At 34.0% G+C, this 13,931-nt stretch carries 11 protein-coding genes; 1 reads left to right on the top strand and 10 read right to left on the bottom strand.

Going from position 1 to position 13,931, the window contains the following annotated elements:
* From FTU90_RS14635 to FTU90_RS14620, 4 genes are all read right to left on the bottom strand, one after another.
* Positions 1-2,622: DNA methyltransferase (locus tag FTU90_RS14635; protein ID WP_180073012.1), on the bottom strand; the 2,622-nt coding region annotated here is incomplete at its 3' end.
* A 114-nt stretch (positions 2,623-2,736) separates the two neighbouring features.
* Positions 2,737-5,403 carry a toprim domain-containing protein gene (locus FTU90_RS14630; RefSeq protein WP_180073010.1) on the bottom strand — a complete coding sequence of 889 codons (2,667 nt, stop codon included), beginning with the start codon at positions 5,401-5,403 and terminating at the stop codon, positions 2,737-2,739.
* Positions 5,404-7,458 carry a hypothetical protein gene (locus tag FTU90_RS14625; protein WP_180073008.1) on the bottom strand — a complete coding sequence of 685 codons (2,055 nt, stop codon included), beginning with the start codon at positions 7,456-7,458 and terminating at the stop codon, positions 5,404-5,406.
* A gap of 125 nt (positions 7,459-7,583) precedes the next feature.
* Entirely contained in the window at positions 7,584-7,868 is a 285-nt protein-coding gene (locus FTU90_RS14620; protein WP_180073007.1) for a LexA family transcriptional regulator, read from the bottom strand.
* Positions 7,869-8,061: 193 nt separating this feature from the next.
* Between FTU90_RS14620 and FTU90_RS14615 the strand changes: the two genes are divergently transcribed.
* On the top strand, positions 8,062-8,673 hold the full coding sequence (locus FTU90_RS14615; protein WP_180073005.1) for a hypothetical protein: 612 nt from the start codon (positions 8,062-8,064) through the stop codon (positions 8,671-8,673).
* A gap of 730 nt (positions 8,674-9,403) precedes the next feature.
* Here FTU90_RS14615 and FTU90_RS14610 read toward each other — a convergent pair.
* From FTU90_RS14610 to FTU90_RS16000, 6 genes are all read right to left on the bottom strand, one after another.
* Complete coding sequence (locus FTU90_RS14610) at positions 9,404-9,799, bottom strand: hypothetical protein (RefSeq protein ID WP_000147423.1); 396 nt, start codon at positions 9,797-9,799, stop codon at positions 9,404-9,406.
* Entirely contained in the window at positions 9,799-10,416 is a 618-nt protein-coding gene (locus FTU90_RS14605) for an AAA family ATPase (RefSeq protein WP_180073003.1), read from the bottom strand. The genes FTU90_RS14610 and FTU90_RS14605 overlap by 1 nt, the downstream gene beginning before the upstream one ends.
* A 162-nt stretch (positions 10,417-10,578) precedes the next feature.
* Positions 10,579-11,493 (bottom strand): GIY-YIG nuclease family protein, encoded by a 915-nt coding sequence (locus FTU90_RS14600; RefSeq protein WP_180073001.1) that lies wholly within the window; start codon positions 11,491-11,493, stop codon positions 10,579-10,581.
* A 4-nt stretch (positions 11,494-11,497) separates the two neighbouring features.
* On the bottom strand, positions 11,498-11,785 hold the full coding sequence (locus FTU90_RS14595; protein ID WP_180072999.1) for a hypothetical protein: 288 nt from the start codon (positions 11,783-11,785) through the stop codon (positions 11,498-11,500).
* Positions 11,786-11,788: 3 nt separating this feature from the next.
* Positions 11,789-13,720 (bottom strand): DEAD/DEAH box helicase, encoded by a 1,932-nt coding sequence (locus FTU90_RS14590; RefSeq protein ID WP_180072997.1) that lies wholly within the window; start codon positions 13,718-13,720, stop codon positions 11,789-11,791.
* Positions 13,721-13,723: 3 nt separating this feature from the next.
* Positions 13,724-13,931: type IIL restriction-modification enzyme MmeI (locus FTU90_RS16000; protein WP_218945122.1), on the bottom strand; the 208-nt coding region annotated here is incomplete at its 5' end.

Here is a 13,931-nt window from a genome sequence, read left to right as displayed (position 1 = left end):
TTTTTTTTGATAAATACTATCAACATATTTATCTAATTTTATATGTGCATTTCTTAAATCATTCGGCATAGTAGCTTTAGAATATAAGTCTGCCAAACATTTAGAACTATCATTTTCTCTAATGCTTAAAATTTCAAATGCAAGGTTACTGAGTTCTTCCAGTTCACTTTTAGTTAAAGTAGGTATTGGAAAATTGTTGTAAACAGTATCTTTTGAGTATCGAAAATCTGTTTTTATTCGACCTGCGACCGCTCTAACCCAGACCATATGCATTCTTGAATTAAGAATTGCAAATAATGCTGGAGAGGCATCAGGTATTATTAGGCAACTATCGTGTGCTATATAATCTTCTGAAAAAAATCCCATAGGTATATAATCTCGATTCTCTGAAGAATGGCGAGGTATAAGAATATAATTTTTCCCTTTGGGTTGTGTTATTTGAGCAAATAAGTGTGGGATACTTGCTAAATTAGGTCTTGATGAATTCTGTCTAATAATTTTGACTTCTTCAATTAATTGTCGAATCAACTTGATCTTGTATAAGTCATCTAAATCTTCATCAGCAAACCATAAACAATAACGTTTTTTTCCATTAATAAATTCACGTGCTGATATCAGCTCTTTAAAATATCTTTTGGATAATGGTTCTTTTTGAATAAAGGATGTTTTTTCCTCTTCATTGAATAGTAATTTCCCACCATCAGCAGGCATATTCCCAAAACACATATCTGGAATATTTGATAAAGGTTTTTTCCTGCTAGAAACTATTAGTTCACTAGATTCAGTTAAATTTGGATTAATTGTTCCTACACTTGTTTCAAGTGACTCCGAATATAAAATTTTACTTTTATTCTCATTTATCTTTTCGATACCAATAATAACTACGGTAACTGCAGCATTATGCTTAGCATTATTTTTCCACTTAAATGATTGATGTGCCCATGAAATTTCTACTCCCATGTTAAATATTCTAGGCCAAAGTAAAGAAACTTGTTCACCTTGAGTTATAGAGTTAGTTGACACAAATCCCAACTTCGCATTGGTTTTAGAAATAAAAGAGGCCCCTTTATAGAACCAAGCACTAACATAATCTAATAGCTTATAGTTTTTATTATTAAAAACTAATTTCAAGTCTTCACTTTGTTGAGAGTTTCTTTTTCTAGAGCCTGCAAAAGGTGGATTACCAATAATTAAAATTTGAGTATCAGGGGAATCAGGTTCACAAAATTTTAGCCAATCAACCTGCGTTGCATTATTACAAATTACATTACCTGATATTTTTAATGGTAATGCTGGTACTATTTCACCAAATTCAATTCTAAAAGCTAAATTCATTTGATGTTCAACTAACCATAAAGACAAGATAGCAACTTCATGTGCAAAATCATCAATTTCAATACCATAGAATTGAGAAACTTGAATCACTGAAAATGGTTTTGAAAATTGACCTGTTTTTTCAAGCTCTAATTCTTGAATACGTTTCAGAAGCTCCATTTCAAATTTACGAAGCTCTTTATACGCAATAATAAGGAAATTTCCTGAGCCACAAGCAGGGTCAAAAATTTTAAGTTGCCCCAAACGTTGCTGTAATTTTAATAGCTTATTAACACTGTCTTGGTTTTTCTCTAATTCTTCATACAAGTCATTTAAGAATAATGGTTCAATTACCTTCATAATATTGGGAACAGACGTATAATGCTGTCCCATGGTACTACGTTGTTCCGTATGAACAACTGCTTGGAACATAGAACCAAAAATATCAGGGTTGATATCTGACCAATCTAGATCTTTACCACACTCAATCAAAATCCTACGTGATTTGCGTGTGAATTTTGGAACTTGAATATCATCTTTAAACAAGCCACCATTTACATATGGAAAATCTGCTAAGTAATCAGGTAAATCTGTTTCACGATCTTCAGATAATTGGTTTAAAACTTTAAATAATCGACCAATTAAAGAAGATAAATCTGATCCATCTTCATTGCTCTTTGATATTGCCGAAGTGAATTGTTTGTCCTTAAAAATTTCAGTATCTTCAGCGAAATAACAAAATAAAAGTCGAGATAAGAAAATATTGAGTTGATGTAAGTTATCTTTATTATTTAAGTCATCTTCATCGAAATTATCTGCTTTAATTTCGTCAAATAGCTTTGCTAATTTTTCAGCGGCCTTAACATCTGCAGGATTTTCGCCTTGATATACGGCTTTCTCCATCCCAGCCCATGGTAAGAAGAAATCAAATTTTTTTGCTAACTCATTAAATGGAACATCCAATGTATCTTGTGTTTTTGTATCTACTGCCAATAGAGTCTTGAAGTCAGTTACGATCAAGAAGCGAATCTTATTGCTGTCTGTTCGCTTCTCATTCTTCATTTGATCAATCAGACCATGTAAATCATGCTGTTTTGCAATTTTGAAGTATATTTGGCGCTTCCAAAAAACCGTATTTTCCTTATCTTCAGCTAAATTACGCTCACCATTTCGAACTCGTCCAATAGATTGACTACGATGTCCATAAGCTAAAAGCAATTCATAGATAAAATCTTGTTGATTTAACTCATTTTGAATAATTTTATTGATGATCTGTTTAACATTTTCTTCAATTTTTACAATATTCATACGATATGATAACCATCTAAAATTTGGGTTTTAAAATTTCAAAATAAACCTATAATAGAACTATCATAGGTTTATTTTAGAACCACTATAGTTTTACTATAAATCTATTATAGATTAACTATAGTTGGATTTCGCCTTCTGTTCTTGCTGTAATCGTTGTGGGCGCAATTCACAAGTGTTATTTGCATAAGGGCATGTTTGGCATCCCTTACAAAAATCAAAGGGTTCTCTAAAGTCGTTGATAGTCGCACCAAGTTCTTGAACTACTTCATTAATGGCATATTCATTGAATTGCATGATTTTGAGTCGTTTGCCAAACAGAGAAGCACGACCCAAATCCTTAGTGTCAAGGAAGCCTAATGTTCTCAACTGTCGGCCAACCCATTCAGGTCTTTGCCACTCAGGAATTTCATTAGTCATACCTGCACCATAGTTTTCATCAAGCAAGGTTCTTAGCTCTAGGATAACCTGAGTGATAGTGAACTGAATGAAGCCTTCTTTTATTAAATTTTTGGCTGCTTCTTTTAGTGTTTCAATAGGATCATTAGTTTCGACCACAACTGTTTTTTGCTTAGCTAAGGCAACCTCTAATTCCTTCTCACACTCATTTGATACTAATTTCGCAATAACTCTAAGTGGTAATGCAATTTCATCAAATCGCCCACTTTTTTCATTTGATAGAGCTGCTAGATCGTCAATAAAGACACAATTCTTAAATGCCCATGTGTGCAACTCTTGTCTTAGTTTCTCAATGCGCTTGAACTCATTTACACCAAATTTATGAATATTGCCTTGCTCAGTTTCAGGCATGTGTCGGGTTTGGATTCTAAGCATTCGTGTACTTAGAATATCGTCAGCCCCACTTGTATTACTAATTAGCTTGATACCAAAGAAATTAAGACGTTCTGTACGCATGGTCTTTACGTCTGTCCAAATTTTCTCTGCTGTATGCTTGTTGTATGAAACCTTTAAGGCTTGAACCAGCTCGCTAAATTGACCACCATCTCTCCCTACTTTACTAGCAATACCCTCAAGATCATCAAAAACAACAAACCCCCTAGCGGCATCGATATGGCGAGCTGCTGTAGCTGCCGACACCTGACCTATAACTGTGCCATTACAAGATAATTTCGACAGGATAATCCCTGTCTGGGATTTTCCTGATCCCGCAGGACCATTCAAAAACAGGAGTGGCACAGACTCAAAGATATTCTGAACATAAGTAGCTAGAACGATTAAGGCGAGAATTGTGTAATCTTCTTCAACAGGTAGCCAAACAGATTTTTTTAAGATCTGATGAACATCTTTGAATAGATCTGCTGTCTTTCTAACCCTGGAACGACCATTCAAATAGTCGTTGATGCTAGACCAATTCCATGTACCAAACTCATTAGGTTTAGGAGTTGACCTAATCAAAGTTCCATCTGACAACCTGATAACTCGTTCAGATTCAGGAGTGCCTTTAGGTGCAGGAGAAAGTACAGCCTTATGTACTGTAGCATCGGATCTGACAACGACTGTTTCATACCTTTCAACAAAATAAGTATTCTGATAGTCATCCGTTTGCTTTTGGCGCACTAAGGTTTGAACTGGGTAATACATTTTCTTATTGATATAAGCGCCATTTATATCAACAGGAGCAACAGTAAATCGCCCTTCTGATAAAGTATCTTCTTCTTGAATATCGATAGAAATAACTGGCGCATCTTCAATTAAGGATAAGAATTCTTCTATACAACCATCAAGTAAGAAAAAGTCAGTCCAATCTGCACCCCATTCATTTTCAGGCTTCTCAGAGCCATCACTGTTATATTTAGGTGGTGCATAGTGAGAAGGGCAGACAAGTCTATAACACTCTAATGGGACGAATTCAGAGAGTTTTTCGGCCATCTTATTCCCTGCTGAATCGTGATCATGGCCGAAATAGATTTTATCAAATTTAGTCCAAAAATTTGGGTTCTTCATTTCATCAGGAATAGAAGATCCATGTGTACCTGAACAGACTAAAAATTGAGAGAACAGATCATTTTTCTTGAGGTTTTGATATACCACCCATGCGTCTTTAATGCCTTCACAGACAATTAGTTTTTTTTGCTTACGAAATGCATGTGTGAAATAAACTTGGGGTTTACCTTTCATCCAACCATTCCGATCAACTGGATTTTTAGTCACCCCCTCAATTGCATAAAATGCATGGTGGTTTGAAAAACTTCCATCCATTTTGCGTATAGGAACAGCTAAGGCATCACTTAAAACAACACCATCCCGATTAGTATAAGGATGAGTTAAGCCTAATTTGAATTCCTGAATGGTTTCGTTAGTTAGCGATCTTTTATGCAGATACTCTAAAGCTAATGGATTAGACCGTAATCGGCTAACCAATTTTTGATTCCAGTTTTGATTAATTGGCTTTTGTATATTTTCAACAGGCTTTTGAGTTTCAGTAGAAGCACTTACTTTTTTAACTGGAATATCTTGAGGTAAAGATAAAAATTTAGCAGCCTCATTCAAGGCTTCAGACTTACTCAAAGAAAAACGAAGCGCCCACGCATCAATTAAATCATAACTTTTATCATCGCCATTAAAATCACGGCAAATACCTAGATATTTCCCTTTCAGGCCAATTTTAAAACTCCCACCACCAGTTGCAGGAGTGTCAAATACATTACCAGTTACCCAATAGTGCCCTTCTTTTTTACCATTCGGGAATAAATGAGCAACAACTCTTTCAACATTATCGTTAAGCGCAGCAGCAACTATCTTAAAAGTATTATCAATCATTTATGCGCCCTCTAACATCTTGTTTTCATTATGAGCTTGCCACAATGAAAGAGCATCTTTTGGCTGTAGGTGTCCATAGTTTTGTTTCATTGTTTCTTCACTATCTAATAACAACCTTCCTGCATGGGCATATGCACCAGGAAACTGTTTAAGAAAGGAGGTAGCAACAATATCCCTGAAAAAATGAATACGAATACCACCTTTTTTAATTGTTTGATCTCCATACATCTTGAAGAATTCATCAATAACTCTTGATAGTGATCTAACTGTCAAATAAGGTGAACGAGTTGATACCATAAAATAAGGTGAGTCTTCGCTACCTTTAAAAGATTCCCTGTCTTTATCAAGATAATTAGCTATTACTGCTGATGTACTTTTAGAAAATACATGAACGAAATTTTCAGGAATGATTTTTTGATCAAAGTTTTTAAAACAATGTTTTGGTATATGAACCTCATATAAACCATTTTGGTTCTTATATATGCATTCCCCATCAGGCATATAACCTAATCTCATGTCTGACCAGTTTCTAGCCCGCAAAGGAAGTTCCAACAAACAAGAAATTATAGTGATATTTCTACTAAGCACTGCTGTGGGATACTCTGATTTCTCAGTATCTTTGAATTCTGAGCGATAACCATCATGAGCAGCTAAAACGTGTTTAGCTTTAGACAAGGCTTTCCTAACGTATTCAGAAGGATCTGTTAAATCAGTAATAAACTTATTTTTTATCTTGGTAGAGTTTGGGCTAAGCGTTTCCAGGCTTTGTGTAGTCTGTCTAAGTGAGTCAAATAATGGATAGTATTCTTCAGCCATTTTCAAAAGTTCTTCTTCACTTAAATCAAGACCTAATTCAGTCCGATGTTCAGAAAAGAAACATGATTCAGGCTTCCACATACAAGAAAAAGTAGTAATCAGACGAACGTAAGTCTGCACAATTGGCTTGCCTTCAATAATCGCACTATTGATAAGCGACTGGATTAAAGATGGTTTTATCAAATTAAATAAAGTAATGTCATTTGGATCAGTAATTTTTTTTGATTCAACAGCATATCTAATTAAAGTCATTAAATTGCCATTAAACACCGCTAAAGATGGAATGTATTTATTCTCATATAAGACAGTTAAATGAGTTACACAGGTTGAAGTTAAAATATTAGCTTGTGCCTTTTTCTTGGAAGGTCGAACCTTCCAACTTTCATTCCTTTTTTTATCCGTAAATATGTCTGTTTTATATTTAGCATATAAATAAATTTCGGATTTAAGACGCTCAGTGATTAAGCTGAAATCAAAATTTGGCTTTCGAGGGAATTTTGATTTAGTTCGTTTAGGAATATCTGAAACGAGAATAGGGTGAATAACCGAAGTTAAATAGCCCTCTGGTGCTAATGATATTTTTTCAAGTGCGCGAATAATCGCATAAGGTGAATATTTTTTCTTGTTAAAAAAATCAGGCTTTTCATCTATATCAGTAAAAAGAGGTAATGGTCGATAACCGCCATATGCCTTCCGTAAAAAATTTGCATTCAGATACTCAGCCTTGCAATAACTATTGACTGCTGTAGCAACCAATTTATATTTCTTCGCATCTTTATATTTCTTATACCCTTTTTCATACAAGGTATAGATATTATCTATGCACAGCTTAAAGCGAGTTGTGGCATCGGCATTCTGATCAAAGCCAAAATCATCTTTAACCCAATGCTTTGTACCGTGTAAGACAACAACTTCATCATTGATAAAACGCAATATCCCTCTATAGAGATAACGAAGTTCAATATCCAAATGTCCAACGGTTTCAGAAAAATATAATTCTAACTGGTCTTCAAATGCATCAGATTTCAACACCTCTATAGGATCATTCCTAAAATCAGGATTGAATTGATCCATGAACACATTTAATGCTCTTTTAGCGACCAAATTTTTCCGATGAATATAATCTTCGGTTTTTGATAGTTGGTAGTGCTTTCTTATAACTCGCTCTACATTAAGTAAAAGCTCTTTAAAAGAATGCTTATGGAATACAGCATCGCTATAAGCTGATATTGGTTGCATAACAAATCCCCGTATCACAAGTCGGTTGATTTGAAATACACAAATAGATATGAGATAATCTTTGCTCTAACGCCACGTTAGAAAGATTACCAAAAGCATCAGTGTTTCCCGCACTGGTGCTTTTTCTATTTTGTGATTTCAGAATTTAATTCATCTAAATTTTCAAGGCTTAATTTTTCATAAGCGGCTTCTGTCAAAACAATATTTCTTCTAGCTCTCTCTCCAGTTTTCTGTAAGTAACCTTTTTTTATTAACGCATTCACATAAGGAGTGGAATTATCAGAATTCAGATCCAAATACTGAGCAATTTCCCTACGAGTTGGCATATAACGGTTTTCGTTTAAATACTTATAAAGATAAGTAAGTAAAGAAAGTTGTCGATCCGTTAATATTGGTAACTGACCTATCATACATTACTCCTGAATCCATTTGATACTACCTTTTAAATACAGTTTGTACAATAGTTTGTATACACCTTTAGACAAGGTGGGACGCTTTAATTATCACTTAATCCCTCACTCACTCAATGCCTTTGCCATTCTTGATAATAATGAATAAGAGTAGACATATAAACAAAACCATTGTTTTAAGTAGAGTATCAGAATGCCTTTTAGTTCTTTAATGAATGACAAAATTTCAGTATATGATGAACAAAGAAATTTAATTATTGAAAATCAGCAAGCTAGTGTTCAAGATGGTAAATTAATTATCACTAAAAATGGTGATTTTGTTGTTGATGTGGGCTATCTAATTGAGCGTAAGTTACCTAATGGGCTTGTAGAGAATTACAGGGTAATTGAACCAAATTTTATGGCTGGCCTTGCAGGGATGATTCCATCACATTATCAAATGAAAGTGACTAATATAAAAGCTCCATCAGCAACTCCTAATAACATGGTGACTAATCATATTACAGTTTCAGGTCAAGCGCGTTTTTATCAAGACAGTATAGATAACTCTACTAATACTTATAATTCTTACACTTTGACTCAATATGAGAAAGCATTAGAAGCGGTGAATAATGAAGTCGATGGATTGGATCTCCATCAATCTGAAAGAGAGATAATTAAAAATAGCCTAGAAAAAATTGAGACTGAGTTGAAAAAACCTAGTCCAAATAAGGATATGCTGAGTGCCTGTGTCTCATTTTTACCAACCTCAATTGCTACCTTAGAGTCAGTAGTTAATTTAGGACAAATGCTAGGTATTTCTTAAAATTTCATAAAAGTAATATAAAACTCAAAAGGCCCTGTTTACTGGGCCTTTTTTATTTATTTCTACCTGTAGAAAAGAAAAGTATAGAACTATTAAAAAGCGCGTCACAATCAAAAAGCGTGTCACATTAAATAAAAAAATAAATAAAATACAATAGCTTGAATAAGTTTACTATTTGACATGCTCTTTGACATACTATTGACATGCTTTTTTTCATGTCATGGAAAGCGAATCCAGTAAAAAAAATGCGTGTCACAATAGCATGTCATATAAAATATGTAATATAAGTATATGATATATAAATTTATTTATATCTATATGAAAATAATAACTGACATGCTTTTTACAGCATGTCTAAAATGTTTATTGTTTAATAACATATACTTATTGATAAAATTGACACGCTTTTTAGTTTTTTAGTTAGTTTCCTTTTATTCTTCTACCACTACTCTTTTCTACTTTTTTGACCTTTCCTATATGTACCCATTTCTCATTTGAAACAGGAAGATACCTTAAGTACTTGAAATATATAAAAATTAAATTTCCATACTATGCGTCATTCTCGGCATGTGATGATGCATAATATGTCAATTTTTTTCTATATAAATTCATTTATTTTCAATAAGTTAATATGTTTTCCAATGTTTATTAAAAAAAAGTATTTTGCGTAGAGTAGGAAAGATAGTGTGATAATCAAACACTATCTTATCCTGGCTAATGTTTCCTTTTCCTACTTTTCTTTTTTTGCTTTAACAACATTTAGCTTGTTTTCATTTAATTTATCGAAGGCATCTTTTCCTATCACCTTCTTACACTTATCAAGAACGATACTTCTAATGAAGCTATTGATAGAAACATCTTCTTTTTGAGAAAGGCTTTCAACAGCAGTTTCTATAATCAAAAGCTCTTCTGCAAATAGTGGAATCGTTAAGTTCCTACCATTTTTAACTCTGGATCTCTCTCGTTGACTTAGGGTATTTTGCTCAAGGGTTATTTGACTTTTATTTCTGCTAGTAACAGTAATTTGTTTAGGCATTGGATCTGCTGCATCTGAATTAACGTCTTGCACAAAATCCTTGTTCTCTCTAGCAGCTTTAAACTTGTTGCTTGTATTATTTCCAGTCATCACAGCACCTCAATTAGAAATTGATTTAATTCGTCTTTAGCTTTAGATGCCGCCATCTCAAGAACACTCTTTGATTGAAGAACTGCATCTCTATACTGTTTTCGTTCATGCAATATGTTTTGCAATAACTTGAATTCCTCATAATCAGCAACAAATTCTCTTGCCTGCTCTGTTTCATTGGATTTGGCATTGGTTGATGCTCTATTAATCACAACCATTGAAACCAAGTTTGGATTGGTTTTTTTAGCTGTTTTAACCTTTTCATTTAGATAAGGGATTACATCTAAATCAAGAAGACTTGCTTGAGTGGGTACGATTAGCTTGTCACTGATAAGAAGTGCTTCTCTAAATATTTCAGAATCACGGCCAGCAACATCTATGAGAATGTACTGATACTCCCCATCTAGTTTTTCCAACTCAGCAATTAGATCCTTATGTATGGATATAGCATCTATCTTTTCTTTCCGATGCTTATTCCATTTCATAGCAGATTGTTGTTCATCAGCATCTACCAATAAAGTTTTACCTTTATTGCTTAAAGCAACAACCATATTTATTGCAATAGTGGTTTTTCCAACCCCACCCTTTCTACTAGCAATAGTAATTATTTCAGCCATTTATTCTCACTCTTTCAGATATTTCTAGGGATAGAAGGAATATACCAATAGGTTATTTAAGTTGCATTATAGAACATTAATAAAATTAAAATAAATGTTTTTTAGTTGTTTTATAAACCTATTATAGTTCTATCGTAGGTTTATTATAGGTTTATTATGAAACTATTTTAATTCTATCTCTTTTGTGAGCTTATTGTATTTGTAATTCATAATTTGGCTATTTACTAATAATTCAACGGCTTGTTGAATCACATTTAAAGGCGCAATAAACCATTCTTTAGGTTGATGATTTTTACCACCTTTGTCTGCGACCAATAAATCAAGGCAAGACTCACCAAAGAAAGCATGTAAGTAATATTCAAACTTCTGTGGATTAATATTGAATGCTTGATATTCAGCAATTACTTCAACGTCAGCCATCAAATAAGTCGGTTCTTTTTTTGCATTAGCAATACGTTTTTCAACAGTTGTGGTTGAAAATCCAATTTTATAGAGATGTTCAAGTGACTGAATTTTTGGTTCTTTACTATGAGATTTCAAGATGTAGATGTAACCAGTAGATGTATCATTTTCTGTAATCCCACCAAAATTAGTATAGAAATTAGAATTTGCTTGCTCATTAGTTTCAGAGACAATTCGCCCATCGTTATATAATGCTTTAGCTAGTGATCGATAGAGCATTGTGGATTCAGTACCATTTTCAAAAATAGTTCTAGTTCTACCATCTTTTCTGGTTCTGACATTATTAACGGTCTTATCTTCTCTAGTAAATGTAAAATCTGCCAAATAAACCAAAAGACCATTTAAAACATAGTAACTACCTTTTTCAAGCTGATAACTTTTATCATGAAATGGCAATAATTTCCGTTTTCCTTCACGAAGTTCCCTATGAACATCTTTAAAGAGGTGTTCAAATTGATCAAAATCCTTACAAGGTTTGCGTTTTGCAACTTCATCAGCTGCGGCACGCTGGGTAGTCACATGCTTAATTTTAAAGATATCACCATCTTTACCATCATCTAACAGACCAAGATCATCATCGTTAAAAATATCTTCAAGTGATTTAATATCTGACATATCTTTAATCCTGATGTTGTGGCAGCAAATTATGTTCATCATAATCTGCTAAAGCCATGTATTGCTCTGGATTAGTTTGAATTGCTTCTAAACGGCTCGCAAGCATAAACTCAGAAATGTTTTTCATATCCTTAGCAGGTACACGCCCATGCTGTGTCACAAAACTATTAATTTCATTAAATTTAGAGACCAATTGTTCATCAGCCGTTAGACCAGACGTCTTTTTCTTTACGTTTAAAAGACCTAAGTCATCATCAGCAATCATATCTTGAAGCCAGCTAAAATCTTCCACGTATTACACTCCAGCTCTTCTACGTTGCTCACGAATATAAATTAGGCATTCAGCTAATCGTTTTTCAATTAAGTTGTTTGATTCTAGACTAGGCTCACGACCAAACTGAACTTTGAAGGCTTTTAACTTAGGCCATAGCTCAATGGCTTCTTCTTGAGTCATACTAATCTTAGTTGCTTCAATTGCTTCCTTAATCAATTTTAGTACATTGACTGTGACTTCTTTTGATAGGATTTCAAACGCTTTTTGGAATGGATTCACAGATTGAATTAAATCAATATTCAGGTCTTCGATATTGATAAATTTATCTGCCATGCGAATAAACTTTTTATCGCCAACTTCTTTGACTTCTGCTGTGCTAATTACTGAGTCCACTACTAAATATTGACTCACTTCTTCAAGCTCAGCTTTTGTTAAGTCTGGATATTTTGTTTGGATAATTTTAGGAATAAGGACTTTATTCACCACTTCAGGCTCAACCTTACCTGCCGAACCTGCAATTACTTTAGCATCTTGAAGAATCGCTGCTTTTAGGTCCACAAGATCATTTTCAATAATTGCTTTCGTTTTAGCTGTGCTTGGTTCTTTAAAACCTTTAATCGTGAGTGTTCCTGGCGGAACAATATCTTCATCATCACGTTTGGTTTTAAACTTGAAGTTTGGTGCAAGTATTTGTTCCATTAACAAAGATGCAGTAATTGCTTTCAGCATGTTGTTTACTGCAAATTTAACTTCAGTATCCTGTGCATCAGGTTGAGCAATAAGATTGGTAAATTGCGCATGTGATTTGTTCGAGCTATCTCGTGTACAACGTCCCACAATTTGCACAATTTCAGTTAGAGAGCCGCGATAACCAATCGTTAAAGCATGTTCACAGAATTGCCAGTCAAAGCCTTCTTTTGCCATACCTAGGGCGATGATGAGATCAAGATCATCTACGGTTTTAATATTACGCAAATATTCAACAACTTTATCACGACCATCTTCTTCAACGAGGTCTGCTACTTTTAAAATCTTACCATCTGGCCGTTTAACCGTAATAATGCCCGTATTAGGATCTTTAGCAATATGCTCACCAATGATTTCGAGGATCGCATCCACTTCATCATATTTATCTTTGGTTGATTCGCCAGAATTTACATTTGGAATATGAATGATGGTTTTTTTATCGGTATCCAATACTTCTGCAATTGCGATAACGCCTTCATCATCTTCTGCAAAGTAGCGGCCTTTATAGAAGTGATAACCAATGCCTAATGACTTTAAATGACTATAGCCATTGAGTTGTTCGTAATAGTTAAAAGAAACTTTATCAAACTTTGCTTCGTCTTCAGGTGTAAGCACAGGAACACTATCACCACGGAAGTATGAGCCAGTCATCGCAACAATATGAGCAGTGGTATTGTCCATTAAAGATTTAAGTACTGTACCCAAAACATTACCAGCATCTGCTGATACATGATGAAACTCATCTATTGCAACCAAACAGTTATTAAAAACTTGATCTTCAAGTCCATCAAATGCGTTTCTTAAAGTGCTATGAGAACATACTAAGATTTGATCAGAGCTGTCCATAAAGCGTTTAAACGCTTTTCCTTTGCTTTTATCACCACCAGCAGTACATAAATTATTTTCAGGTTTAATATCCCAATCTGCAAAAAAGCCACTTTCGCTCAGCTTAGTGCTGGCAAATGAGCCACCAATAGAGCGTTCAGGTACGGCTACAATAACTTTGCTCAAACCTTGGTTATGTATCTTGTCTAAACCCAAGAACATTAATGCACGAGACTTACCTGATGCAGGAGGAGCTTTTAAGAGTAAGTACTGACTATTGCGAGATTGAAAGGCGCGAGCTTGCATCGCTCTCATGCCCATATTATTTGTTGAGGTACTTTCCCCAGTTTGTTGATAATTAACATCAATAATATTTATCATATTTTACCCCTCAATTGACATTTTATTATATAAAAAACTGAGAATAGAAAGTCGACACTCATCGCTCTTAATCTGTTTTTGAGATTTTTTTTGATAAATACTATCAACATATTTATCTAATTTTATATGTGCATTTCTTAAATCATTCGGCATAGTAGCTTTAGAATATAAGTCTGCCAAACATTTAGAACTATCATTTTCTCTAATGCTT

The organism is Acinetobacter sp. YH12200 (assembly GCF_013418175.1).
Classification (GTDB): Bacteria; Pseudomonadota; Gammaproteobacteria; order Pseudomonadales; family Moraxellaceae; genus Acinetobacter; species Acinetobacter pseudolwoffii.
Note: the sequence above shows the minus strand (reverse complement) of the source record. Positions and strands in the feature narration are given on the sequence as shown.

Coding starts and splice junctions, on each gene's coding strand:
- FTU90_RS14600 (WP_180073001.1), bottom strand. CDS start 11,493: ATGTCAGATATTAAATCACTTGAAGATATTTTTAACGATGATGATCTT.
- FTU90_RS14615 (WP_180073005.1), top strand. CDS start 8,062: ATGCCTTTTAGTTCTTTAATGAATGACAAAATTTCAGTATATGATGAA.
- FTU90_RS14610 (WP_000147423.1), bottom strand. CDS start 9,799: ATGACTGGAAATAATACAAGCAACAAGTTTAAAGCTGCTAGAGAGAAC.
- FTU90_RS14605 (WP_180073003.1), bottom strand. CDS start 10,416: ATGGCTGAAATAATTACTATTGCTAGTAGAAAGGGTGGGGTTGGAAAA.
- FTU90_RS14620 (WP_180073007.1), bottom strand. CDS start 7,868: ATGATAGGTCAGTTACCAATATTAACGGATCGACAACTTTCTTTACTT.
- FTU90_RS14590 (WP_180072997.1), bottom strand. CDS start 13,720: ATGATAAATATTATTGATGTTAATTATCAACAAACTGGGGAAAGTACC.
- FTU90_RS14625 (WP_180073008.1), bottom strand. CDS start 7,458: ATGCAACCAATATCAGCTTATAGCGATGCTGTATTCCATAAGCATTCT.
- FTU90_RS14630 (WP_180073010.1), bottom strand. CDS start 5,403: ATGATTGATAATACTTTTAAGATAGTTGCTGCTGCGCTTAACGATAAT.